Genomic DNA, 25,373 nt, shown 5'->3' with positions numbered 1-25,373 from the left:
CCGCCGGCGATTGAGGCGCGGGGCCTGGGGCAGAGCCCCAGCAGCCACCGGCCCGCAGCCGAAACACCGACGGCAGCCGAACCGCACAGCCCGGGACGCAGCCCCAGCAGCCACCCACCGGCCGGAGCCGAACCAGCGGCGGGGCTACCCCCACGCCTGCCCGCTCCGGGCGCCCGGAACCGTCCGGTTCGGCCGCTTGTGCCCGAAGGTGTCGCGGCCCGGCCGAACGGCCCATACCCCGTACGGCACCGCCGAGAAAGTATTGCGCCAGATTGGCAGGATGACTCCCCGCCGAACGATCGTTTTCGCTCAGCAAATTTCAAACATGCTCATCCGATGTCCGCTCCGTCACCCCCGCTCGCGGTACCACCGCTCCGCCCCCTCGGCTGCACCCGCCCCGGCCGAGGATGGCCGAAACCTTTCGAGTCACTCGGAATTGCAGCCAACTTCCGGCCATTCAAAGCACGTTGACCGCGCAGCAAGGGCCAACCTAAGGTTTCGACCAGTACTGGCCGGTACTTGTTTCCGTGCTCCACTCCGCCGATCCCACAGTGCAGGGGAATGAATCAAGGCCGACGCGTGACCTCGGGCCGATCGCCCCGGCGAGTTCCGCGCATATCGCGGAGAACACCGGCCCCGTGAGCCCCGGAGTTCCGGCACCCCCGAAGGGGAATCCCGCGCGGCAGCCCTCCCGGCGCCGCACGCCACCGTCCGCCTGCCGGCCCGCACCCGGTGCGAACATCCGATCCGGCATTGAATGAGGCTGAGAATGCTTGACGCTGCCCTGGACCAGATCCACCACGAGACGGTGGTCGACGCCTTGCGCGCGCACGCCGCGCGCATACCGGACCACCCGCTGTTCACCTTCCTCCCCGACGGCGAGGAGGCCGAGCCCTCGCTCACCTTCGCGGCGCTCGACGCCAAGGCGCGGGCCGTCGCCGCGAGCCTGCACGCCGCGCACGTGGAGCCCGGCTCCCGTGCGCTCCTGCTGTTCCAGCCCGGCCAGGACTTCGTCGTGGCGTTCTTCGGCTGCCTGTACGCGGGCGTCGTCGCGGTGCCCGCGTACCTGCCCCACCCCGCGCAGCGCGCCCGCGGGCTGCTGCGGCTGGCCGGTATCGCCGAGGACGCGCAGCCCGCGGCGGTGCTGACCACCGCCGGGATCCAGGCGGCCATCGAGACGACGGCTCGCACGATCCCCGAGGTCCAGGAAACGGCCTGGCTGGCGGTCGACACGATCGCGGACGGGACCGGAGCGGGCTGGTCCGCGCCGTCCCCGGAACCGAAGTCCGTGGCCTTCCTGCAGTACACCTCCGGCTCGACCGGCCGGCCGAAGGGGGTGATGGTCACCCACGGCAACCTCACCCACAACACCGACCTCATCCGCACGTCCCTCGCCATGGACGGGTCCACCGTCGTCGTGGGTTGGCTGCCGCCCTATCACGACATGGGCCTGATCTCGATGATCATCGTTCCGGCGATGATGGGAATCCATTCCGTCTCCATGCCGACCGTCGCGTTCCTGCAGAGTCCGGTGCGTTGGCTGCGAGCGATATCGACGTACCGGGGAACGCTTTCCGCGGCCCCCAACTTCGCCTTCGACCTGTGCACTCGGAAAGTGACCGACGAGGACCGCGCGACCCTGGACCTTTCGTCCTGGCTGGTCGCGACGAATGGCGCCGAGCCCGTTCGCGCCGAGTCGATGCAGCGGTTCTCCGAGGCATTCGCCTCCACAGGATTCCGCCCGGAAACCATCGTTCCGGTATACGGGCTCGCCGAGAGCACGCTACTGGTGACCGGGGCTCCGGTCGAACGGCCCTGGGTGCTGCGGTCCTTCGACGAGAACGAGCTCGAACGCGGGGCCGCGGTGGTCGTGCCCGACGACAGCCCGGACGCACGCGTCCTGGTCAGCTGCGGCGTCAGCCGCTCCCTGGACGTGGCCGTCGTGGACCCGCAGGCGCGCACCCGGTGCCGTCCGGGTCAGGTCGGTGAGATCTGGGTCGCGGGCGACAGCGTCGCGGTCGGCTACTGGCAGCGTCCCGACCTCAGCCGCGAGGCCTTCGAGGCCACGCTCGCCGACGGCGGCGACCAGGGCCCGTACCTGCGCACGGGCGACCTGGGCTTCCAGACGGAGGACGGCCTGTTCGTCTGCGGACGCATCAAGGACGTCATCATCGTGGGCGGGCGCAACCACTACCCCCACGACATCGAGCGCACCACCGAGGACGCGCACCCCGCGATCCGCCCCGGCTGCGTCGCCGCCTTCGGTGTGACCGCGGACGGCGTGGAACAGGTGGTGGTCGCGGCCGAGCTGCGCCGCGAGGCCGGCGACGGCTCGGACCGGGAGGCCCAGGAGGGCGTCGTGAACGCCGTGCTGCGCGCGGTGGCCCAGGAGCACCGGCTGACCGTCCGCGAGGTCGTCCTCCTGCCCGCCGGGACCCTCCCCAAGACGTCGAGCGGAAAGCTCCAGCGCCGCGAGACCCGGAAGGAGTACCTGGCCGGCCGGTCGCCGTGGAACGCGCAGCACTGACCCGCACCACCTCGCCACAGCGGAACAGCACGACACAGGGGGAGCACATGAAGGACACCGAGCTGGAAACCTGGCTGCGCCGGCGCATCGCCGAGCTGGCCCGTATGAGTTCGGGAGACGAGATATCGGTCCACGAGCCGCTGGCCGCCTACGGCCTGTCCTCGATCGACGCGGTGGCGCTGGCCGGTGAACTCGGCGCCCTGCTGGGCCGGAAGGTCTCACCGACGGTCGCGTACGAATTTCCCACGCTCAAGGAGATCCTGGACCACCTCCAGGGCAGGCGGCCCGCCCGGGGCGGCCCCACCGCACCGCACCGCACCGCACCGCACCGCGCCGCCACCACCGGCACGGCCGGCACGGCCCGCGACGAACCGATCGCGATCATCGGCATGGGGTGCCGGTTCCCCGGCGCCGACGGCCCCGAGGCGTTCTGGGAGCTGCTCGAACAGGGCGTGGACGCCGTCGGCCGGGTGCCCGACGACCGGTTCGCCCGGTGGGGCCGCGGCGACGGCGGCACCGACCGCGCCGGCGTCGGAGGCTTCCTCGGCGGCGTCGGCGGACTGGACCTCGACTTCTTCGGCATCAGCGAGCACGAGGCCGCCAAGATCGACCCGCAGCAGCGGCTCATGCTGGAGGTCGCCTGGGAGGCGGTCGAGGACGCGGGGATCGACCCGTACGGCCTGGCCGGTTCGGCCACCGGCGTCTTCGTGGGCATCTCCAGCTCGGACTACCGCGACGTCCTGGCGAACTCGCCCTCGGCGGATGCCTATTCGCTGCTCGGCGGGGCGTCCAGCGTCGCCGCCAACCGGCTCTCCTACGTCCTCGACCTGCGCGGCCCGAGCCTGTCCGTCGACACGGCCTGCTCCTCGTCCCTCGTCGCCGTCCACCTCGCGTGCGAGGCGATCCGGCGCGGCGAGTGCGGCGTCGCCGTCGTCGGCGGCGTGAACGTGATCCTCACCCCGGCGATCACCGAGGCGTTCGACAACTCGGGGGTCATGGCACCCGACGGCCGCTGCAAGGCCTTCTCTGCGCGGGCCGACGGCTACGTGCGCAGCGAGGGCGCCGGAGCGGTCGTCCTCAAGCCGCTGAGCGAGGCGCTGCGCGACGGGGACCGCGTCTCGGCGGTGATCCGCGGGTCCGCGGTGACCTCGGACGGGCGGACCAACGGCCTGCTGGCGCCCAGCCGCCGGGCGCAGGAGGACGTGGTGCGCCTCGCGCTCGCGGGCGCGGGCGCCCGGCCGTCGGAGGTCGGCTACGTCGAGGCCCACGGAACGGGCACGGCGATCGGCGACCAGATCGAGGCCGCCGCGCTGGGCACCGTACTGAACGAGGGCCGCGCCGAGGACCGCCCGTGCGCGATCGGCTCGGTGAAGACCAACCTCGGGCACCTGGAGGCGGCCGCGGGCATCGCCGGCCTGATCAAACTGGCCCTCTCCTACGAGCACGGCGCCCTCCCGCCGTCCCTGCACTGCGCCGAGCCGAACCCGGACATCGACTTCGACGGGCTCGGGCTGCGCGTGCAGACCTCGCTGCGCCGCTGGGACTCCCGCGAGGAGCTCGGCCTGGCCGGAGTGAGCTCCTTCGGTTTCGGCGGTACGAACGCGCACGCGGTGCTCGGCCCCGCCCCCGCCGCCGACACGGAGGCGGGGGCGGGGGCGCCCGCGGGCGACGGGCGCCCCGTACGGCTCCTGGCCCTGTCGGCCGCCACCGAGGCGGCCCTGCACGCGCAGGCCGCCACCCACGCGGCATGGGCCGCCGGGGTGGACGAGCGGGAGCTGGGCCGGGACACGGCCGCGGCGACACTGCTGCGGGGGCGTGGCGGGCCACGGGGGCGCGCGTTCCGCGCCGCCTTCGCCTTCGCGGACAAGGAGGAGCTCCTGCGCCGGCTGCGCGAACCGTGCCATGCCGCGCGGGCCGTACCGGACGAGGCGGGCGTCGTCTTCGTCTTCCCCGGACAGGGCGCGCAGTGGCTCGGCATGGGCCGGGCCCTGCTGGAGTCGGAGCCCGCCTTCGACCTGGCCGTCTCGCGCTGCGAGCAGGCCTTCGCCCCGTACGTCGACTGGTCGCTGCGCGAGGTCCTGACCGAGGAGGACGCCGCTCCGCTGCTGGAGCGCATCGACGTCGTCCAGCCGGCGCTCTTCGCGATGCAGGTCGCGCTGGCGGCGCTCTTCCGGTCCTGGGGCGTGCGGCCCGCCGGGGTCGTCGGGCACAGCATGGGTGAGGTGGCGGCGGCCCATGTCGCGGGCGCACTGCGGCTGGAGGACGCGGCGCGGATCATCTGCCGGCGCAGCGCCCTGATGATGCGTCACCGCGGACAGGGCGCCATGGCGCTGGTCTCGCTCCCTGTGACGGACGTGCGCAAGGCGCTGGAGCCCTACGGGGACCGGCTCTCGCTCGCCGCGCACAACGGGCCGGGCACGACGGTGGTGTCCGGGGAGACCACGGCCGTCGAGGCGTTCGTGACCGCCATGGACGCCGAGGGCGTCTTCTGCCGGCGGGTCAAGGTGGACGTGGCCTCGCACTGCGCGCTGCTGGAGGACCTGCGCGAGGACCTCACCGCCGAGTTGTCCGGGCTGTCGCCGCGCGCGGCGACGGCCGCCTTCTATTCCTCCCTGGCCGGGGAGCGCCTCGGCACGGACGCGCTGGACGCGGGCTACTGGTGGCGCAACCTGCGCGAGCCGGTGCTGTTCGCCGACGCGGTCCGCACGGCCGGGGCGGCCGGGCACCGGGTGTTCCTGGAGATGAGCCCGCACCCGCTGCTGTCGGTGTCGGTGACCGAGTGCCTGGAGGACGACGACCGCGCCGCGGCCGCCGTCCCGGCGATGCGGCGCTCGGACGGCCGGGCGCCCTACGAGGCGGTCGCCGCGCTGTTCGAGGCCGGGTGCGAGGTCGACTGGGCCGCCTTCTTCGGCGGTCGGCCCCGGGCGGGCACGCGGCTGCCCGCGTACCCCTGGCAGCGCCAGGAGCACTGGGTCGAGCCCGAGGGCCCGCGCGCGGAGGGCACGCTGGTCACCGGGGCGCTGCCGGTCATCCGGGACCACCGGGTGCAGGAACGGGCGATCGCGCCGGCCGCGTGGATGCTCGACGCGGCGCTGAAGGAGCTCAACCCGGACCGGGTCGGCGGGTACGGCCTGAGCGGTGTGCTGGTGACGAACTCCCTGGCGGTCGCCGAGGGAGAGGCCCGACACGTGCGGGTCTCCCGGCGGGTCCGCGCGGGGGACGAGCCCTTCCTGTCCGTGGAGAGCCGGGCGGCCGGCGAGCGGGGCTCCGCGTGGGAGGAGCACGTCCGCGCCACGTTCTCCGAGGCCCCGCCGGCCCCGGAACCGGCCGACCTGTCCGCGATCCGCCTGCGCTGCCCGCGGCGCGTCGAGCCCGACGCCCTGTACGAGCACCTGGCGGCGTCGGGGCTCTCGTACGGGGACAGCATGCGGATGGTGACCGGGATGTGGCTGGGCGAGAAGGAGCTGCTGACCCGGCTCGCTCCCCCGTCCCCGCGGACCGCGGGCCGGCCGCTGCCGGCGGACGTCGCGGACGGTGCCATGCAGTCCATCGCCGGGCTGTCCGTCGACGGCGGCGCCACCGGGACGTTCGTGGGGTTCGGCTACGGGCGGGTCGACGTCTTCGCGCCCTGGTCGGGTCCGGTCTTCGCCCATGTGCGGCTGCGCGGCGAACTCGACGCCGACGCCGAGACCTTCGACTGCGATGTGGACGTACTCGATCCCGACGGGCGGGTCCTCGTACGGTTCACGGGCGTGTCGCTCAAGCGGATGCGCAGCCGGCACTCCATGCGCTTCTTCGCCGTGGACGCGAGGCCGCAGCCGCGGCCCGCCGAGACGGACGCGACCGCCGCCGCGACGCCCGTCGTCCTCCTCACCGACGACGCCGCCCGGTGTGCGGCGCTGGTGGAGGAGCTGGGCCGGGCCGGTGCCGGGTGTTCGGTCGCCCCGCTGCCCGGGGAGGAGGCGGCGGCGGCGTTCCTGGAGTCGCTGCCGGAACGGGCGCGCCTGCTCGTCGTGGAGCCGGAGCGCGAGGCGTTCCTGTCGTTCCTGCGGGCCGCCGCGCGCAGCGGGTCCGCCGCGCGCCGCGAGCTGGCGCTGGTGACGGGCGACGTCGCGCTGCCCCCGCTGCTGCGCGCCCTGGAACAGGAGACCGTCGGCTGGACCGGGCGGGCCGTCCGGGTCGAGCCGGAGGAGCTGGCGACGCGGGAACTCGCCCGGGACATCGCCGCGGAGCTCGCGACGGCGCCCGCCGCGTTCTGCGTGCGCTACCGGCACGGGGAGCGCACCGTCCCGTCCCTGACCCCGGTCGAACCGGCCTCCGGCGAGGCGGACCTCCGGCCCGGCGGCGTCTACTGGATCACGGGCGGCCAGGGCGGGCTCGGTTCCACGCTGGCGGTCACGCTGGCCCGCGAGGCGGGCGCGCGGGTGGTGCTCACCGGGCGCCGCGCGGAGGTCGACCCGCGGCTGGAGGAGGCGGTCGACGCGGCCGGCGGGCGACTGCTGTACCTCCAGGCGGACGTGACCGACGCGGCCGCGGTACGGCGCGCCCTGGACGAGACGCTGCGCCGCTTCGGGGCCCTGCACGGTGTGATCCACACCGCGGGCGTCCTCGACGACGCGCTCGTCGAGTCGACGTCGGCCGAGCGCATGAAGAAGATCATCGGGCCGAAGGAGCAGGGCGCCCGGATCCTCGTCGACGCGGTGGCGTCGGAGGACCTGGACTTCATCGTGCTGTTCTCGTCCATGGCCAGCCTGTTCGTGACGCCCGGCCAGGGCGCGTACGCCGCGGGCAACGCCGCGCTCGACGCGCTGACCGGTACGGTGCGCAGTCGGCGCACATCCGTGCGGACGGTCAACTGGGGCCCCTGGGCGGAGCTGGGGATGGTCGCCGACCCCAGGTACCAGGCCCGGCTGCTGGAGTCGGGGCTGCACCCGATGTCGCCGGAGGCGGGCGCCGCCGCGTTCCTGCGGACCCTGGGCAGCTCCCATCTGCAGCTGGCGGTCCTGGACGTGGGCGACGAGGTCGCCGACGGTCTGGTGGCCCGGTTCAACCGCGGGCACGGGCAGGCCGGGGCGGCGGCGCCGCGGTCGCGCACGGCGCGGCCGGAGGGTGCGACGGGTGCGGCGGGCTCGGTGGCGGAGTTCGTCCGGGCGGAGCTGGCCCGGGCCCTGCGCCGCTCCCCCGCCGAGATCGACACCTCGGCGCGCTTCGACCGCCTGGGGGTGGACTCGCTGCTGGCCGTGTCCCTCACCCGGCGGATCGGCGCCCACTTCGGGCTGGAGCTGCCGGCGACGTTCATGTTCAACCACCGGACGGTGGACGCCGTGGGGCTGCACCTGGAGGGGCTGCTGGGGCCCGCGGAGCCCGAGGGTCCGGACGCGCCGGCGGAGCTGCCCGCGCCGAGCGCCCAGGAGGTCACGCTGGACGAGGCGGAGCTGCACAGCACCGTCCCCGGCTACACCGTCGCCGCGGGCCCGTCCGGGCTCGGCATGCGGCTGCGGGAGGTTCCGGTGCGCAAGGCCGGGCCGGGCGAGGTGGTCATCGACGTGCAGGCGGTCGGCGTCAACTTCATCGACGTCCTGGCGACCACCGGTTTCCACCCGTTCCTGTCGACTCCCCCGTTCGTCCCCGGGCACGAGGTGGCCGGTGTCGTCCACGCGGTGGGCGACGGCGTCGAGCACGTGCGGCCCGGTGACGCGGTCATCGCGCTGACCCCGGACGGCGGTTACGCGACCCGCGTGACGACGGCCGCGTACACGGTGGCTGGGCTGCCCCGGGGGGTGAGCGCCGTCGACGCGGTCTCCGTGCTGATCAGCGGCCTCACGGCCATCGCGTGCCTGGAGCGGGAGGCCCGCGTGTACCCGGGCGACAGGGTGCTCGTCCAGGCCGCGGCAGGCGCGACCGGTACGGCCTGCGTGCAGTTGGCGCTGCACCACGGAGCCACGGTGTTCGGTACGGCGAGCACGGAGGCCAAGCTGGAGCACCTGCGGGCCCTGGGGGTCCAGTACCCCGTCAACTACGCGGAGGCGGACTTCGCCGACGCCGTGCGGGAGCTCTCCCCCGACCAGGGGCTGGACCTCATCGTGGACTCGCTGTCCGGCGACGCGGTGGGCCGCGGCCTGGAGCTGCTGCGGGCCGGGGGCCGTTTCGTCGAGATCGGGGCGGCGGGGGTGCTCGACCTGGCCGTGGACGGCCGTGACCTGTTCATGAGCAGTCGCTCCTTCTGCACCGTCAACGTCGGTGCGCTGGCGCGTGATCCGTCCCGGCTGCGGCCGCTGATGGACCGCCTGGTCGAGCTGATCGACGCGGGCGTGCTCCGCCCCTCGGTGGGTGGTGTCTTCGCCTTCGAGGACGCCCCGCAGGCGATCACGCGGCTCCGCAACCGGGCCAACATCGGCAAGTTCGTCATCACCGTTTCTTAGGATGGTCGTGGAAGAATCTCGCAGTCGATCAGAGTGGAAGCAGAAGTTCCGCACCTTCGCCGATGAGGTGATGGCCCCGCACGTACGCCGCTACGACGAGGAGCGGGCCTTCCCCGTCGCGATCCACGAGCGGGCCGCCGCCGAGGGCATCCTCAACGCGGCCTTTCCGGAGGAGCTCGGCGGCGCCGGTCTGTCCTACACGGAGTTCGGCCAGGTCATCGGCGAACTGTCCGCGGTCTGCCCGGGCATGACGTGGACGCTGGTGTTCAACCGCGGGGCACTGCACCCCGTGGTCGCCGCCGGCACCCCGGAGCAGAAGGAGCTGTTCGTCACCCGGCTCCTGAAGGACAACGGCTACGCGGCCCTCGGGCTCACCGAACCCGAGAACGGCTCCAACCTGCTGGCGGCCACCACCCGCGCCGTGCGGACGGATGCGGGCTGGCTGCTCAACGGCGGCAAGTGCATGTCCGGGAACGGGACCGTCGCCGACGTGTTCATCGTCCTGGCCAACACGGTGATGGACAACCGCAAGCGCGGCCTGTCGTTCTTCGCCGTACCGCGCGACGCGCCGGGCGTGACGGTGAGCGAGGACATCGAGAAGGCGGCCTTCCGCTGCCTGCCCACGCCCTCGGTCACCTTCCGGGACGTCGCCCTGGAACCGATCAGCCTGATCGGGCGGGCCGGCGACGGGGAGATGCTGCTGAACGAACTCCTCGCGACCATCCGCATCGGCGGCGCCGCCTGCGGCACGGGCATCGTCGCCGCCATGCTGAAGGACGCGCTCACCTGGGTCGGCGAGCGCCGCGTCTACCCCGACGACCGTTTGGACACCCTCAGCCACGTTCAGTTGACGCTGGGCCGGCTGTACGTCGAGCTGTGCGCCGCCCGCAAGCTGCTGGACGAGGCGACGGCCCTGGCCGACCGGGGACTGCCCTTCGGCAAGGAGAGCTCCATGGCGAAGTACCACGCCACCGAGCTCGCCGTGCGCGCCTCGAACGAGATCCTCCAGCTGTACGGGTGGCGCGGCATCGCCGCCGACCACGGCGTGGAGAAGCGCTGGCGGGACGCGCGCGCCCTGACCATCTTCGAGGGTTCCAGCGAGATCCAGCTGTTGAACGTGTTCCGCGAAATGCGCAGGATGGCCTTGAGCGAAGGGGGTCTTTGATTGCCGTCCGTCGAAGTGACCACCGAGACCGTGCGCGCCGAGGACGGCGCCACGGCTCACGTCCGGCTGCACCGCAGGCCCGACGATCCGTCGGCACCGGTCCTGGTGTGCATGCCCGCCATGGGCACCAGGGCCGCCGCCTACGCCCCGCTCGCGGACGCCCTCGCCGGGGCCGGCTTCCAGGTGGCCGTCGGCGAACTGCGCGGGCAGGGCACGAGTTCCGTACGCGCGGGGCGGGGGGTGCGCTACGGCTATCACGAGATGGTGGCGTACGACTACCCGGCGCTCTTCCGCACGGTGGAGGCGGCCTTCCCGGCGGCTCCGCGCCACCTCCTGGGGCACAGCCTCGGGGGGCAGCTCGGCGCCCTCTACCTCAGCCAGGAGCCGCACATGGCCTCCGGCGCGATCCTGGTCGGAGCCCCCTCCTGCCACTACCGCGGCTGGCCCTTCCCGCAGAGCCTGGGGATGCTCGCCGCCTTCCAGCTCGCGGCCGCGTTCGCCGCGGTGTACGGGTACTTCCCCGGCCGCCGCATCGGGGTCCTGGGCAACGACTCCGCGCAGGTCCTGAGGGACATGGCCACCCAGGTCAGGACGGGCCGCTACCACGTGCCGTCCTCCGAGGTGGACTTCGAACCGGCGCTGGCGAAGCTGGAGCTGCCGGTCCTGGCGGTCGCCGTCGAGGGCGACGCCATGGCACCGCCCGGCGGTGTGCGCGGGCTCGCCGGCAAGCTCACGAGCGCCCGCGTGACGTACTGGGAGCTCGCGCTCGGCGAGGGCGCCGAGGGCAGCCGCCACTACGCGTGGATCCGCGACAGCGCCGCGCTGGTCGAGCGGGTACGGAGCTTCGTGGACCAGGTCTGAGGTGCGGCCCGGCCCGTCAGCCCAGACGGGCCGGGGAGGAGGCCCCGGAGGTCAGCAGCTCGGGGCTGCCGGAGCCGTCGGCGGGCACGGTCCACAGGTCCGTGCGGTCGGCGGCGCCGTCGGCGGGCAGGGCGTAGGCCAGCGTGCGGTCGTCGAGCCAGGCGGCCTGGTCGTCGACGCTGCGCTTCTCCGCGAGCGGATGGTCGCGCAGCGTCCCCAGGTCCATCACGTGTTCGCGCCACAGCGAGGCCCCGGCCCGCACCCGCTTCTTGTACGCGATGCGCGTCTGGTCCGGGGACAGGGACGGGCATTCGACGTTCTTGACGAGGGTGGTGACGGAGCGCCGGGAGACGGAGCCCTTGACCAGGTGCGTCTCGCCCGCCGTGGAGAGGGTGGCGTAGAAGGTGTCGTCGTCCTCGGCGAAGGTGACGCCCCAGAAGTTCACGTCCGGGGCGCGGTAGTCCCGCCCGTCCATGGTGATGGCGAACTCCTCCAGGCTGGCGTCGAGCTTCCAGGTCGTGGTGTCCAGGATCGCCGTGCGCGTGGAGAAGAACGCGGCGCCGTAGGACTCGCCGGAGACGAACACGGTCCAGGCGGCGAAGCGGCCGCTGGGCGAGACCCGGGCCCGGCTGGGCGTGCCCGCCAGGGGGAAGCTGCGCACCGGGCGCAGCTCGGCGTCGACGATGACCGCCTTGTTGTCCTGGGCGAGCGCGCCCGGGGTGGAGCGCAGGCAGACGCCGGTGCCCGCGGCGGCGTGGAAGCGCTGGCAGGTCAGCTCGGACACGGTGCGGGGGCCGTCGGGGGCGTCGGCAGGTACGGAGGCGAGGGCCCCGCGGTGCGGGCCCTGCCCGCTGCCCAGGAAGGCCAGCGTGTCCCGTCCGGCCGTCAGCGTGACGGCCCCCGCGGTCGCCTCCGGGCCACCCGTACGGGGCCGGTCGGCGCGGGAGGCGGCGCGCTGCACCAGGGCGGCGCCGACGCCGCCGAGCAGCAGCACCGCCACCGCGAGGACGAGCAGGCGGCGGGAGCGTGTCATCGGGTTCCTCATGGGCGTCGGGCCGGGTCGGGCGGAGCGGGTGCAGGTGCCGGAGGTGCGGAGGGCGCGGGCCGGACCGGCCGCAGCACGTAGCCGGCGACCGCCGCGCAGCACAGCAGGCCGACCGCGGCGGCGGCCAGGGCCGGGCCGGTGCCCCAGAGGGTCCACGCCGCGCCGAAGGCCAGCGAGCAGCCGAAGCGGGCCAGCGCCTGGCCGGTGCCGACCAGGGCCAGGCCGGTGGCGCGCAGCGACTCGGGGACGGTGGCGGCGACGGCGGCGGGCAGCACCCCGTCGGTGGCGGCGTAGAACATGCCGTGCAGGGCGAGGACCAGGTAGGGCAGCGTCGGCCAGTCGGGGGCCCACAGCAGCAGCCCGTATGCGGCGAGGAGGAGTGCGTGGCCGGTCAGGAAGACGGTGCGGCGCCCGATCCGGTCGGCGAGGGCGCCGGCCGGGACGGCCAGCAGCAGGAACACGGCGGCGGTGCCCAGCGGCAGGAGCGGGAACCACTGGTCGTCGATGCCGGTCCGACGCTGGAGCAGCAGGTAGACGAAGGCGTCGCTGACGGTGGTGAGGCCGAGCAGCACCGCGCACAGCGCCAGGGCCCGCAGCCGCGGCAGGCGCAGCAGGGCCGCGGCGTCGCGCAGCCGTACGGGCTTCGGGTTCGCGGGGGCGGGCGGGGCGGCGGGTGCGGCGGCCGGCCGGGGGCGGGGCGGGGTGCCGCCCCCGCCGGAAGGGACGAACAGCATCAGCACGACGACGCCGAGGACGGCGAAGCAGGCGCTGACGCCGAATACGGCGTCGTAGCCGTCGACGGCCACACCGAGGATGAGGAAGGCGGCGAGCGGGCCGAGGAGCGCCCCGGTGGTGTCCATGGCCCGGTGCACTCCGAAGGCCCGGCCCTGTGCCGCGTCGGGTGTGGAGAGGGAGATCAGCGCGTCGCGCGGGGCGGTGCGCAGGCCCTTGCCGGTGCGTTCCAGCGCGAGGACGACGCTGATCGGGCCGAGGCTGTGGGCGAGCAGCAGCAGGGGTTTGCACAGGGCGGACAGGCCGTAGCCGATGCCCGCGACCAGCTTGTGGTTGCGGACCCGGTCGGCGAGGTGGCCGCCGGTGAGCTGCACCAGGGCGCTGACGCCGTTGTAGAGGCCGTCGAGCGCGCCGAAGCCGAGCGGGCTCAGGCCCAGCCCCGCGATCAGGTAGAGGGGCAGGACGGCGGTGACCATCTCGGAGGAGATGTCGGTGATCAGGCTGACCGCCCCCAGGGCGAGGACGGTCGAGGCGACCGCCGGCGCCCTGCCGGATCCCCCGTCCGGCGCGGTCTTCGCGCCCGCGGGCGCGGAGCGGTCCGCGAGGTACATGCTCTGGAGCTCCCGGTGCAGACGGTCTGAGCCACTCGGACGTGCGAGTGGCACCCTAGGGTCTGTATCAAGTTGCCCCGTGGAGCAAGGAGCGGCGTTCGGTGCGTGCCCTCGGCGTGCGGGACGCATGTCCTCGTAGCGGAGCTACCAGGGCATGTGGCTCGTGCGCCGAGGGTGCGTGCCGGGCGTCGCGACGCCGCGGGGCAACTCGATACAGACCCTAGTGCTTGTACGGGCCAACTGTGGTGCGTACGAGGGGAATCGGCCGCGGGCACGGCTTCGTCCGTGCGCCGCGACGCCTCGTCACCGTCGGCTGCTCTCGTCCCGCAGCCAGGTGGAGAAGTCCTGGTCGCGGATGGCCCGGCGGGAGCCCCGGCGGGCGGCGAGCGCGGCCGCCGCGAACACCACGACCCCGGGCAGCAGCGCCGGCCGGGCGCGCAGCAGGGCGCGCAGGTCCCCCGGGCCGGTGCGGGCGGACGGCGCGGCCCCTTCCTGCACGTCCCGGGCCGCCTGGAAGCGCTCGAACTCGGCGGAGGAGGTCGCCGCGCGGACCTTGCGCCGGATCAGGTCGGACCAGGTGCGGGGCGGGCGTACGACGACCCGGGCCGTCTCGACCACGCTGCGCTCCCCCGGGCCGAAGGCGAGGGACGCGGCCAGGTCGTCGGCCATCAGCGGGGGCAGTGCGGCGATCCGCCCGTGCCCCTCCTCGGTCACGGCGATGACGCCCCGGCCGAACAGGCCCTCGCGGACGGCCGGGAGCAGCTGCCACACCCGGTAGTAGGCCCGTACCGGCCAGGCGCAGCCGGCCAGCGGGATGTCCCGGCCGGGGGCGGCGGCGAGCAGGGCCGGGTGCCGGGCGAGCGCATCCGTCAGGGCCCGTACGTCGGCGGCGCCGATGACGACGTCGGCGTCCACGTACAGCCGGGGGAAGCCGCGTGCGTGCTCGTCCCCGACCCGGAGCGCGGTGTGCTTGGAGGGCGTCGGGATCTCCACGACGCGTACGCGGTCGCCGTGCGCGCCCGCCACCCGCGCGGTGTCGTCGGTACAGCCGTTGCACACCACGACGATGTCGGGCCCGGACGCCGAGGGGTCGGCCAGGAGCGCGTCGAGGAGCCGGCCGATGACCCGGCCCTCGTTGTGGGCCGGTATCACGATGCTGGTCACCCGGGCAGTATGCATGCCCGAAACACCGGCTCCCGGCGATTGCGCCAACTCTGCCCGGGAGTAGGCCCGGTGGACTAGATTGAGCGGCGCCGACCGGATTCGGCGCGCTTCGGCGCGGCCGGTGATCCGGAACCGGCAAGGGTGGTACGGGTTCGGCTGCTTGTGGGGAACAGGCGGGCGGGCCGGGGGGCGGCATACGCGATTCACGCGGTACATCGGTGGTGGGGGGCCATCACCGTCGATCAGGTCACGCACGGGACACGCAGGCGTCCGGCGTGCCCTGGGCGACGGCGTTTCCCTCCTGCACACGCGTCCCGGCCATGGGTTGTCGTCACGCCGGTCGGCGTGCGCGGAAGGAAGGGAACGCTGTGAAGGACACCTCCAAGGACGGCGCGCAGAGCGCCGACCGGACCGTCGGGCAGGGCGCCGACCGGACCGTCGGGCAGGGCGCCTCAATCCCCGGCCGCGGGTCCGCGGCGCCGTTAGGCGTCGCGGTGGTCGGAGCGGGCTACTGGGGCCCCAATCTCGTCCGCAACTTCCAGTCCAGCCCTCAGTTCCGGCTGCGGTGGCTCTGCGACCTGGACATCGGCCGGGCCCGCCAGGCGCTCGGCAGGTACTCCACGGTGCAGCCGACCGCGGACTACGCGGCGGTCCTCGCCGATCCGTCCGTCCAGGCGGTCGCCGTGGCCACCCCGGCCGGGACGCACCTGGACGTCGCGCTGGCCGCCCTGAAGGCCGGCAAGCACGTCCTCGTGGAGAAGCCGCTCGCCGCCACCTACGAGGACGGGATGCGCCTGGTCGCGGAGGCCGAGAAGCGCGGTCTCACCCTGATGTGCGACCACACCTACTGCTACACCCCGGCGGTGCGCCGGATCCGGGAGATGGTCCGCTCCGGCGAGCTGGGCGAGATCCACTTCGTCGACTCGGTACGGATCAACCTGGGGCTCGTCCAGAAGGACGTCGACGTCCTGTGGGACCTCGCACCCCACGACCTGTCGGTCCTCGACTTCATCCTCCCCGACCACGTGCAGCCGGTGGCCGTCGCCACGACCGGGGCCGACCCGATCGGGGCCGGGCAGTCCTGCGTGGCCTACCTGACCCTCCAGCTGAGCACCGGCGCCATCGCGCACGTGCACGTCAACTGGCTGTCCCCGACGAAGGTGCGCACCACCATGGTCGGCGGCTCCAAGCGCACCCTGGTCTGGGACGACCTCAACCCCACCCAGCGCGTCTCGGTGTTCGACCGCGGCGTGGAGCTGAGCGCCCCGCAGGAGATCGGCGCCGACGAGCGCCGCGACATGCTCGTCTCCTACCGGAGCGGCGACATGGTGGCGCCCGCCATCGGCGAGAAGGAGGCGCTGCGCAGCATGGTCGAGGAGTTCGCCGACGCCGTCAGGACGGGACGGCCGGCGCTGACCGACGGCCGGGCGGGGCTGAAGGTGCTGGACATCCTCGAAGCGGCCTCCCGGAGCCTGGAGTTCCGGGGCGCGGTCGTCGGACTGCGCACCGGGCGCTGACGTCCCCGGATCCTCCCGGAACCTCCGGATCCCTCGCGGATCCCCCACGGCCCCTCGCGGACCGTGCACACACGCAAGACCACGACCTATTCAGTGGGAGCAGGGCGTTGAGCAGCAGCGTACGAGGCAAGAGGATTCTGGTCACCGGCGGAGCGGGCACCATCGGCTCGCACGTGGTGGACCAGCTGGTGGACAACGGGGCACGCGGGATCGTGGTGCTCGACAACTTCGTGCGGGGGCGGACCGCCAACCTGGCCCGCGCCCTGCCGAGCGGCGTCGTCGAGGTCGTCGAGGGCGACATCCGCGACGTGGCGGCGGTGCGCAAGGTGACGGAGGGCGCCGACCTGGTCTTCCACCTGGCCGCCATCCGGATCACCCAGTGCGCGCAGGAGCCGCGGCTGGCGAACGAGGTGATGGTGGACGGAACGTTCAACGTGCTGGAGGCGGCGGCCGCCGCCGGCGTGGGCAAGGTGATCGCCTCGTCCTCGGCCTCGGTCTACGGACTGGCCGAGCAGTTCCCGACGACCGAGCGCCACCACCCGTACAACAACGACACGTTCTACGGTGCGGCGAAGGCCTTCAACGAGGGGATGCTGCGCAGCTTCCACTCGATGTACGGGCTCGACTACGTCGCCCTGCGCTACTTCAACGTGTACGGGCCGCGGATGGACATCCACGGCCTCTACACCGAGGTGCTCATCCGCTGGATGGAGCGCATAGCCTCGGGCGAGCCGCCGCTGATCCTCGGCGACGGCCTGCAGACCATGGACTTCGTCGACGTGCGCGACATCGCGCGCGCCAACCTGCTGGCCGCCGAATCGGACCTGACCGACGAGGTGTTCAACATCGCGAGCGGGACCGAGACGAGCCTGCTGGAGCTGGCGAACGGCCTGCTGGAGGCGATGGGCGTGGACGGCCTGGTGCCGGAGCACGGCCCGGCCCGCGCCGTGAACGGCGTGACCCGCCGTCTCGCGGACACCGCACGGGCTTCGGAGCGCCTCGGCTTCACGGCCGCCGTCGACCTGCGCGCCGGGCTGCGGGACCTGGTGGACTGGTGGCGGGCCGAGCGCGCCGCCGACGCGGCCGCGGAGGCGGGCCGATGACCGCCCCCGACCCGGCCGCCGCGCCGGCCCGGATCCCCGTGATGGTGCCCTGGCTGGGCGAGGAGGAGGCGAGGGCCGCGGCCGACGCGGTGCTCTCCGGCTGGGTCGCCCAGGGCCCCCGGGTCGCCGAGTTCGAGCGGGCCTTCGCGGAGCGGGTGGGCGCCGAGCACGGCATCGCCGTCAGCTCGTGCACCACCGCCCTGCACCTGGCCCTCGTCGCGCTGGACCTCGGGCCGGGCGACGAGGTGGTCGTCCCGTCCCTGTCGTTCATCGCCACCGCCAACGCCGTGCGCTACGTGGGGGCGCGGCCGGTGTTCGCCGACGTCGAGGAGGCCACCGGCAACCTGACCCCGGCCACCGTGGACGCGGTCCGCACCCCCCGTACGAAAGCCGTGCTCGCGGTCCACCAGGGCGGGGTGCCCGCGGACGTGCACGCGCTGCGCGCGGCGTGCGCCGAGTGGGACGTCGCGCTGGTGGAGGATGCCGCCTGCGGCATCGGTGCGACGGTCGGCGGCAAGTCCGTCGGCCAGGGGGCGCTCCTGGCCGCCTGGTCCTTCCACCCCCGCAAGGTGATCACCACCGGCGAGGGCGGCATGGTGACGACGGACGACGCGCAGTGGGCGGAGCGGCTGCGCAGGCTGCGCGAGCACGGCATGAACGTGTCCGCCGCGCAGCGCCACGCGAGCAGCAAGCCGATCGTCGAGAGCTACCTGGAGGTCGGCTACAACTACCGGATGACCGACATCCAGGCGGCGGTCGGCCTGGTGCAGCTCGGCAAACTGGACGAGATCGTGGCCCGGCGGCGCGCACTCGCCACCCGGTACGCGGAGCTGCTGCGGGATGTCCCGGGCGTGCGCCCGGTCCGCGATCCCGCCCACGGGCAGGGCAACTTCCAGTCGTACTGGGTGCTGCTGGCCGAGGACTTCCCCGTAGGCCGGGACGAGCTGCTCGCGGTGCTCTCCGAGGCCGGGATCTCGGCCCGACGCGGGATCATGGCCTCGCACCTGGAGCCTGCGTACGAGGGCCACGGCGCGGCCGCGCTGCCGGTGACCGAGCGGATCAGCCGCGACTCGCTGATCCTCCCGCTGTTCCACACCATGACCGGGGCCCAGCAGGACCGGGTGGTGGCGGTGCTGCGGGAACAGGCGGGCGGATGAGCGCTCCGGTGACCGAGGACCTGCTGATCGTCGGCGCGGGCGGGTTCGCGCGGGAGACCGCGCAGGCGGTACGGGACGTGGCCGCGGCCGACGTGGCGCACGGCCGCCCTCCCCGGTGGCGGCCGGCCGGGCACCTCGACGACGATCCGGCGCTGCACGGCCGGGAGGTCGACGGGGTCCCGGTGCTGGGCGGCTGCGAGCTGGTCCACGGGCTGCCGGCCGCCCGGGTGGTGGTCTGCGTGGGCAGTCCGCGCGACTACGCCGTACGGGCCCGCCTGGTGCGGCGCCTGGGGCTGCCGGTGGAGCGGTACGCGACGGTGGTGCACCCCACGGCGGCGGTGTCGGCGTCCTCGGTGCTCGGAGCGGGCTCGGTGCTGCTCGCGCACTGCGTGCTGACGGCCTCCGTCCGGGTCGGGTCCCATGTGGCGGTCATGCCGCAGGCGGTCCTCACGCATGACGACACGGTCGAGGACTTCGCCACCCTCGCCTCGGGCGTACGCCTGGGCGGCGGGGTGCGGGTGGGGCGCGGCGCGTACGTGGGGGCGGGAGCGCTGGTCCGGGAGTACGCCGCGATCGGCGACTGGTCGCTGACCGGCATGGGCAGCACCGTCCTCGCGGACGTTCCCGCCGGGGAGGTGTGGGCCGGCAGCCCGGCCCGCCTCCTGCGGCCGGCGGGGGCCGCGGCCCTCGCCGAACTGGCCCGCGCGGCGGGGGTACCCGGCGGGGCCGCCGCCGGCGGACCCGCCGACGCGCCGGTGCCCGCCCGGGCAGCGGCGCACGGCACGGAAGACGGCGCCGGCCCGAACGGCCCGCGGCCCCAGACACGGATGGAGAGTTGCGTCGTATGAACCAGATACCGCTCGTCGACCTGAAGGCCGCGCACGCCGAGGTCGCCGAGGAGTTACGGGCCGGTTTCGACCGGGTGCTCGCCGACACGGCCTTCATCGGCGGCGCCGAGGTCCGCGCCTTCGAGAGCGAGTACGCCGACTTCGCCGGGGTCCGGCACTGCGTGGGGGTCGCCAACGGCACCGACGCCCTCGAACTGGCGCTGCGCGCGAGCGGGGTCGGCGTGGGCGACGAGGTGGTGCTGCCCGCCAACACCTTCATCGCCACCGCGGGCGCCGTGGCCCGGATCGGCGCCCGGCCGGTGCTGGTCGACTGCCTGCCCGACACCCTGCTGATGGACCCGCAGGCCGCGCTGGACGCGGTCGGGCCGGCCACCCGCGCCGTGGTCCCCGTCCACCTGTACGGGCAGTGCGCGGCCGCCGCGGAGCTGGCGGGCCGGCTTCCGGCGCACGTGAAGGTCGTCGAGGACGCGGCGCAGAGCCAGGGCGCGACCCGTGACGGCCGCTCCCCCGGCAGCGGGGGCATCGCCGCGACCAGCTTCTACCCGGGCAAGAACCTCGGGGCGTACGGGGACGCGGGCGCGGTGGTGACCGACGACCAGGAGAGCGCCGACCTGGTCCGCGCGCTCGCCAACCACGGCGGCGTCGCCAAGTACCGCCATGACGTGGCGGGCTTCAACAGCCGGCTCGACGGTCTGCAGGCCGTGGTCCTGCGGGCCAAGCTGGCCCGGCTGGCGGAGGGGAACGCGGCCCGCCGGGCCGCCGCCGGCCGCTACGACGGTCTGCTGGGCGGGCTCGCCGCCGCCGGCCGGGTCACCCTGCCGGTCACCGCGGAGGGCAACGTCCACGTCTGGCACCTGTACGTCGTACGGGTCACCGGAGCGGACCGCGACACGGTGGTCGGCAAGCTCAACGCCGAGGGGATCGGTGCGGGCGTGCACTACCCGGCCCCGGTGCACCTCACCCGGGCCTTCGCCCACCTCGGTCACGGGCGCGGGGCCTTCCCGCACGCCGAGCGGGCCGCGGACCTGATGCTCTCCCTGCCCCTCTTCCCGCAGATCACCGCCGCCCAGCAGCAGCGGGTCGTGGACGCGCTCTCCGACGCCCTGCGCTGACCCGCGTCGACGTAGACAATGAGGTCCAGATGAACAAACGGACGCGATTGCTCCGTTACGGTCTCTTCACCGTGGTGGCGGCCCTGACGGCCACGGTCCTGCCTCCGGCCTCCGTGGCCGCGGCGGCCGATCCCTGCGGTCCCACGACGAACGCGATCGTCTGCGAGAACTCCAAGCCGGGCACCCCGATGGAGGAGTGGTTCGCGCCGAGCGCGTACGGCGACATCAAGGGCTTCCCGGACCAGACGAGCGTCCAGGCCGGGGAGACCCTGCGGTTCAAGGTCCAGTCGCCGACTCAGTACAAGGTCTCGGTGTACCGCCTCGGCCACTACGGGGGCGCCGGGGCCCGGCTGATGTCGACCGCGGCGCAGGCCGCCCAGACGTACCCGGCGAACTTCGCACCCGGCGGGAGCCCGGCCGCCTGCACCACCAAGGCCTCCACCGGTCTGGTGGACTGCGGCAACTGGCCGGTCACCGCGACGTGGACCGTGCCGGCCGACGCCGTGTCCGGTCTCTACGTGGCCAACTTCGACCAGGCGGACGGCAACGGCGTGATGCCGTACCCGTTCGTCGTCCGCAAGGACTCCAGCCACTCCGACATCGTCGTGCAGACCAGCGACCAGACCTGGCAGGCGTACAACAACTACGGCGGCCAGGACCTCTACGACGGCGGCGGGCCGGCGCCCGACGGGCGCGCCTACGAGGTCAGTTACAACCGGCCCATGGACATCGGCGGGGACAACGGGATCTACGGTTCCGAGTTCCAGATGGTGGCGTGGCTGGAGCGCAACGGCTACGACGTGAGCTACATGTCCGGGATCGACATGTCGGTGCGCGGCGCGACCCTGATGCCCAACCACAAGGTCTTCATGTCCTCCGGGCACGACGAGTACTGGACCCAGGAGCAGTTCACCAACGCCCTCAACGCACGCCGCGCAGGGCAGCACCAGACGTACTTCGCGGGCAACGAGATCTTCTGGAAGACCCGGCTCGCCCCGAGCATCGACGGCGCGAACACGCCCCACCGGACGCTGGTGTCCTACAAGGAGACCAAGCTGTCCTTCCCCCAGCCGAACGGCATCCCCGACCCGAGCGGGATCTGGACGGGCACCTTCATGGACCCGGCCAGCGCCGCGGGCGGCCGGCCCTTCCAGCCGCAGAACCAGCTGACCGGCTCGCTGTTCAGCGTCAACGGCTACCGCAGCGACGCGATCACCGTGCCGGGCGCCTTCGCCAAGCAGCGCCTGTGGCGCCACACCTCCGTCGCGAACCTCACCCCCTCGCAGACCGCCACGTTCCCGCAGGGCACGCTCGGCTACGAGTGGGACAGCGACGTGGAGAACGCCAGCCGTCCGGCCGGGCAGATCCAGATGTCGTCCACGACGGTCGACATCGAGGACGGCAAGCTGCTGAAGGACTACGGCAACACCTACGGCAACGGCACCGCGACGCACAGCCTGGTGGCCTTCCGCGACCAGACCTCGCACGCGCTGGTGTTCGGGGCGGGCACGGTGCAGTGGTCCTGGGGCCTGACCAACATGCCCACCTCCAACCCGGACGACACCGTGGTCACCGCCGACAAGCGGATGCAGCAGGCCACGGTGAACGTGTTCGCCGACATGGGCGTCCAGCCCAAGTCCCTGCAGAGCGACCTGGTCGCCGCCACCGCCTCCACGGACACGGTGGGCCCCGGCATCACCGTGACCAGCCCGGCGGCGAACGCCACCGTGCCGGCCCTGCGGCCGGTGACCGTCACCGGGACGGCGACCGACACCGGCGGCGGCGTGGTGGCCCGGGTCGAGGTGTCCACCGACGGCGGCGCCACCTGGAAGGCGACCACCGGCCTGGCGAGCTGGAGCTACACGTGGACGCCGACCACCCCGGGACCGGTGCAGATCAAGGTGCGCGCGGTCGACGACAGCGTCAACATCGGAGCGACCACCGCGGTCCCGCTGACCGTCGGGCCCCAGCAGTGCCCCTGCACCGTGTGGCCGGCCTCGGCCGTGCCCGGCACCGTCAACGCCGGTGACGGCAGCGCCGTCGAACTCGGCGTGAAGATCCGCTCCTCGGCGGCCGGATCCATCACCGGTGTCCGCTTCTACAAGTCCCCCGCCAACACCGGGACCCACACCGGCAGCCTGTGGAGCAGCACCGGCCAGCGCCTGGCCACCGGTACCTTCACCAACGAGACGGCGTCCGGCTGGCAGCAGCTGAACTTCTCCAGCCCGATTCCGATCAAGCCCAACACCACCTACATCGCCTCCTACTTCGCCCCGAACGGCGGCTACTCCTTCGACAGCACCTTCGCCGCAGCCGACGCGGGCCTGGCCCCGCTCACGGCCCTGAAGAACGGAACCGACGGCGGCAACGGCGTCTACCGCTACAGCGGCACGGGCGGCTTCCCTAACAAGGCCTCGTCCGGCAGCAACTACTGGGTGGACGCGGTGCTGGACACCTCCGGCGCCAGTACGACCCCACCCACCGTCACCGGGACCACCCCGCAGTCGGCCGCGACCGGCACCCAGATCACGGCGGCGGTGACGGCCACCTTCAGCACGGCCGTCGACGCGGAGACGCTCACCTTCACCGTGAAGGACGCGGGCGGCGCCGCCGTCCCGGGCACCAAGACCCTCGGCGCGTCGAACAGCGCGACCTTCACCCCCTCCTCCGAACTGGCCCTGAACACGCCGTACACGGCGTCCGTCCAGGTGTCCGACCTGTGGGGCAACACCATGACGGCGCCGGTCACGTGGAACTTCACGACCAGCGCGAGCCCGCCGGTGGTGAACTGCCCGTGCACCCTGTGGAGCGCCGCCGCGACGCCGAGCACCGCCAGCATGGGCGCCGACGCGAACTCGGTCGAGCTGGGCACCCGCTTCCAGTCGGCGGTGGACGGCTACATCACCGGCGTCACCTTCTACAAGGGCCCCGGCAACACCGGGACCCACACGGGCAGTCTGTGGTCCTCCTCCGGTGCCCTGCTGGCCACCGGCACCTTCGGCAGCGAGACCCTGACGGGCTGGCAACAGCTGCAGTTCGCGACGCCCGTGCCGATCGCCGCGGGCACCACGTACGTGGCCTCCTACCACGCGCCGAACGGCAACTACGCGGTCGACGGCGGCTACTTCTCCGGCGCCCACCGCTCCTACCCGCTGGTGGCCCCGGCCGACGCGCCGGGCAGCGGCAACGGGCTCTACAAGTACGGATCCGCCACAGCCTTCCCGTCGAACACCTACGGTTCGGTGAACTACTGGGTCGGTCCGATCTTCACCACGGCCCCGCCGAACTCCGTCCAGTCCACGGACGGTTCCACGGAGGTGTCCGGCCAGTGAGCACGGTCAGCGTGGTGATCCCCTGCTACAAGTACGGCCACTTCCTGGCCGACTGCGTCAAGAGCGTCCTCGACGAGCAGGAGGGCGTCGACGTCCGGGTGCTGATCATCGACGACGCCTCGCCCGACGACTCCGCGGACGTGGCGCGCGCGCTGGCGGCGGCCGACCCGCGGATCGAGGTACGGGTCCACGAGCGCAACCAGGGGCACATCGCGACGTACAACGAGGGCCTGCTGGAGTGGGCCGACGGGGACTACGTCGCCCTGCTCTCGGCCGACGACCGGCTGGTCCCGGGAGCCCTGGTGCGTGCCGCCGCCCTGCTCGACGCGCACCCGGAAGCGGGCTTCGCGTACGGCAGGCCGCTGCGCTTCCTGCACGGCGGCCCGCTCCCGGCGGCGCGTACCCGGTCCACCGGGTCGGCGGTCTACCCCGGGCGGTGGTGGCTGGAGCGACGGTTCCGGGAGGGCACCGGCTGCATCACCTCGCCCGAGGTGGTCGTCCGTACCAGCCTCCAGCGCACGGTCGGCGGCTACGATCCGCAGCTGCCGCACGCCGGTGACATCGAGATGTGGATGCGGCTCGCGGCGCATGCCGACGTGGGCTACGTCCGCGGGGCCGACCAGGCCTTCTACCGCGTCCACGGCGACAACATGTCCACCACGGACTTCGGCGGGCAGCTCGACGACCTGCGCCAGCGCCTGGTCGCCTTCGACTCGGTGCTCGCCAAGTGCGGCGGTCTGCTCCCGGACTCCGACCGGCTGGCGGTCGCGGCGCGCACCCGGCTCGCCCGGTACGCGCTGCGGCGCGCCTACCGGGCCTACGACCGGGGGCGGACCGCGGTGGTGCCGGTCGAGGAGCTCGTGGAGTTCGCGGCCGAGTGCCTCCCCGACGGCTACACGTCGCTGGCCGAGTACCGGGCGCTTGAGCGGCGCCGGAGGATCGGTCCGCGCGTGATGCCCTTCCTTCAGCCGCTGGTGCTGTCGGCCGTCGCCGACCGGGGGCGCGAGTGGCTGTGGTGGCGGTCCTGGAAGCGCCGAGGGATCTGATGCCCCGTCTCCACCGGTTCCACCGGCGGGTCCTGCGGACCGGCGTCGGCGCTCTCGCGTCGGCGCCGGTTCCGGCGTGTCAGGAACCGGTCGGTCCACAGGGCCGCGGCCACGCCGCCCACCGCGGCCAGCAGGGCGACTCCGGCCAGGGCCCGCATCCGGTCTCCGGTCCGCGCGACGGCGTGCGGCTGCACCAGCGGGTCCACGCTCATCCGTGCCGCGTCCGCGATGCCCTGCTGCGCCTGGAGGTCGGTGAGGTGCCGGGTGTAGACCTCGATGATCTTCCGTACGGCGGCGTCGGCCACGTCGGGGTCGGAGTGCTCCACCTGGATCTGCAGCGAGGGGATGAGGTGACGCGGGGTGACGCTGGTGCCGCTGTTGCGCGGTGTCATCCGGTAGGTTCCGGCAACTCCCGCCGCCTTGAGCTCGGCCGCTCCCGCGGGCGAGTCCAGTTGCTGCACCACCGCGTAGGAGACGGCGGCGAGCGGCGGCTGGAGGTTCGCGAGCTGGTTGGGCTGCCGGCTGGTCACCGGCGGCTTGAGCACCACGATCGCAGAGCTGAGGTGGACCGGCTGGGGCCGCAGGACCGCCGCCGCTCCCGCGGCCGCGAGCAGCGCCGCCACGACCAGGACGTACCAGCGCCGGCGCAGCGCTCGGACCAACTCACCAGGCGACACGGGGATCCCTTCCGTCATGTCCGATCTTTGCAGGACCCGGGTAGGTCCGCCATC

At 73.5% G+C, this 25,373-nt stretch carries 15 protein-coding genes; 11 read left to right on the top strand and 4 right to left on the bottom strand.

Features of this window, described 5'->3' with window-relative positions; all coding sequences use genetic code 11:
- Nucleotides 1-769: 769 nt before the first annotated feature.
- From ACFWFZ_RS30905 to ACFWFZ_RS30890, 4 genes are read left to right on the top strand one after another with little or no spacing between them, the layout of a single operon-like run.
- A complete protein-coding gene (locus ACFWFZ_RS30905; protein WP_387126689.1) occupies nt 770-2,527 on the top strand; it encodes a fatty acyl-AMP ligase in 1,758 nt (585 codons plus the stop codon).
- A gap of 47 nt (nt 2,528-2,574) precedes the next feature.
- Complete coding sequence (locus ACFWFZ_RS30900; RefSeq protein ID WP_387126687.1) at nt 2,575-8,949, top strand: SDR family NAD(P)-dependent oxidoreductase; 6,375 nt, start codon at nt 2,575-2,577, stop codon at nt 8,947-8,949.
- Between the two features lie 7 nt (nt 8,950-8,956).
- The gene (locus ACFWFZ_RS30895) at nt 8,957-10,114 is read left to right on the top strand and encodes an acyl-CoA dehydrogenase family protein (RefSeq protein WP_387126685.1); all 1,158 of its coding nucleotides are present in this window, start codon (nt 8,957-8,959) and stop codon (nt 10,112-10,114) included.
- Nucleotides 10,115-10,975, top strand: coding sequence for an alpha/beta fold hydrolase (locus ACFWFZ_RS30890; RefSeq protein ID WP_387126683.1), 861 nt, complete (start codon nt 10,115-10,117; stop codon nt 10,973-10,975). It begins immediately after the preceding gene.
- Nucleotides 10,976-10,991: 16 nt separating this feature from the next.
- Here ACFWFZ_RS30890 and ACFWFZ_RS30885 read toward each other — a convergent pair whose 3' ends face one another.
- From ACFWFZ_RS30885 to ACFWFZ_RS30875, 3 genes are all read right to left on the bottom strand, one after another.
- Nucleotides 10,992-12,008, bottom strand: coding sequence for a TolB family protein (locus tag ACFWFZ_RS30885; RefSeq protein ID WP_387126681.1), 1,017 nt, complete (start codon nt 12,006-12,008; stop codon nt 10,992-10,994).
- Nucleotides 12,009-12,016: 8 nt separating this feature from the next.
- Nucleotides 12,017-13,363 carry an MFS transporter gene (locus ACFWFZ_RS30880; RefSeq protein WP_387126679.1) on the bottom strand — a complete coding sequence of 449 codons (1,347 nt, stop codon included), beginning with the start codon at nt 13,361-13,363 and terminating at the stop codon, nt 12,017-12,019.
- Nucleotides 13,364-13,666: 303 nt separating this feature from the next.
- On the bottom strand, nt 13,667-14,527 hold the full coding sequence (locus ACFWFZ_RS30875) for a glycosyltransferase (RefSeq protein ID WP_387126677.1): 861 nt from the start codon (nt 14,525-14,527) through the stop codon (nt 13,667-13,669).
- Nucleotides 14,528-14,895: 368 nt separating this feature from the next.
- Here ACFWFZ_RS30875 and ACFWFZ_RS30870 point away from each other — a divergent pair, with 368 nt between their 5' ends.
- From ACFWFZ_RS30870 to ACFWFZ_RS30840, 7 genes are all read left to right on the top strand, one after another.
- Nucleotides 14,896-16,044, top strand: a complete 1,149-nt coding sequence (locus tag ACFWFZ_RS30870) for a Gfo/Idh/MocA family protein (RefSeq protein ID WP_387126674.1) — start codon at nt 14,896-14,898, stop codon at nt 16,042-16,044.
- 107 nt (nt 16,045-16,151) lie between these two features.
- Nucleotides 16,152-17,147, top strand: coding sequence for an NAD-dependent epimerase/dehydratase family protein (locus ACFWFZ_RS30865; RefSeq protein ID WP_387126672.1), 996 nt, complete (start codon nt 16,152-16,154; stop codon nt 17,145-17,147).
- Nucleotides 17,144-18,304, top strand: a complete 1,161-nt coding sequence (locus ACFWFZ_RS30860) for a DegT/DnrJ/EryC1/StrS family aminotransferase (RefSeq protein WP_387126670.1) — start codon at nt 17,144-17,146, stop codon at nt 18,302-18,304. The genes ACFWFZ_RS30865 and ACFWFZ_RS30860 overlap by 4 nt, the downstream gene beginning before the upstream one ends.
- Nucleotides 18,301-19,152, top strand: a complete 852-nt coding sequence (locus ACFWFZ_RS30855) for a NeuD/PglB/VioB family sugar acetyltransferase (protein ID WP_387126668.1) — start codon at nt 18,301-18,303, stop codon at nt 19,150-19,152. Before ACFWFZ_RS30860 ends, ACFWFZ_RS30855 begins: the two co-directional genes overlap by 4 nt.
- Nucleotides 19,149-20,264: a DegT/DnrJ/EryC1/StrS family aminotransferase gene (locus ACFWFZ_RS30850; protein WP_387126665.1), complete on the top strand. Its 1,116-nt coding sequence runs from the start codon at nt 19,149-19,151 to the stop codon at nt 20,262-20,264. Before ACFWFZ_RS30855 ends, ACFWFZ_RS30850 begins: the two co-directional genes overlap by 4 nt.
- A 29-nt stretch (nt 20,265-20,293) precedes the next feature.
- Nucleotides 20,294-23,596 (top strand): DUF4082 domain-containing protein, encoded by a 3,303-nt coding sequence (locus ACFWFZ_RS30845; RefSeq protein WP_387126663.1) that lies wholly within the window; start codon nt 20,294-20,296, stop codon nt 23,594-23,596.
- Nucleotides 23,593-24,642: a glycosyltransferase gene (locus ACFWFZ_RS30840; protein ID WP_387126660.1), complete on the top strand. Its 1,050-nt coding sequence runs from the start codon at nt 23,593-23,595 to the stop codon at nt 24,640-24,642. The genes ACFWFZ_RS30845 and ACFWFZ_RS30840 overlap by 4 nt, the downstream gene beginning before the upstream one ends.
- On the opposite strand, the gene ACFWFZ_RS30835 is transcribed toward ACFWFZ_RS30840, so the two are convergent.
- The gene (locus ACFWFZ_RS30835) at nt 24,561-25,337 is read right to left on the bottom strand and encodes a hypothetical protein (protein WP_387126658.1); all 777 of its coding nucleotides are present in this window, start codon (nt 25,335-25,337) and stop codon (nt 24,561-24,563) included. The two genes, ACFWFZ_RS30840 and ACFWFZ_RS30835, sit on opposite strands and share 82 nt — an antisense overlap.
- Between the last annotated feature and the right edge of the window lie 36 nt (nt 25,338-25,373).

Origin of the sequence: Streptomyces sp. NPDC060232, assembly GCF_042726555.1 — a bacterium.
Classification (GTDB): domain Bacteria; phylum Actinomycetota; class Actinomycetes; order Streptomycetales; family Streptomycetaceae; genus Streptomyces.
Note: the sequence above shows the minus strand (reverse complement) of the source record. Positions and strands in the feature narration are given on the sequence as shown.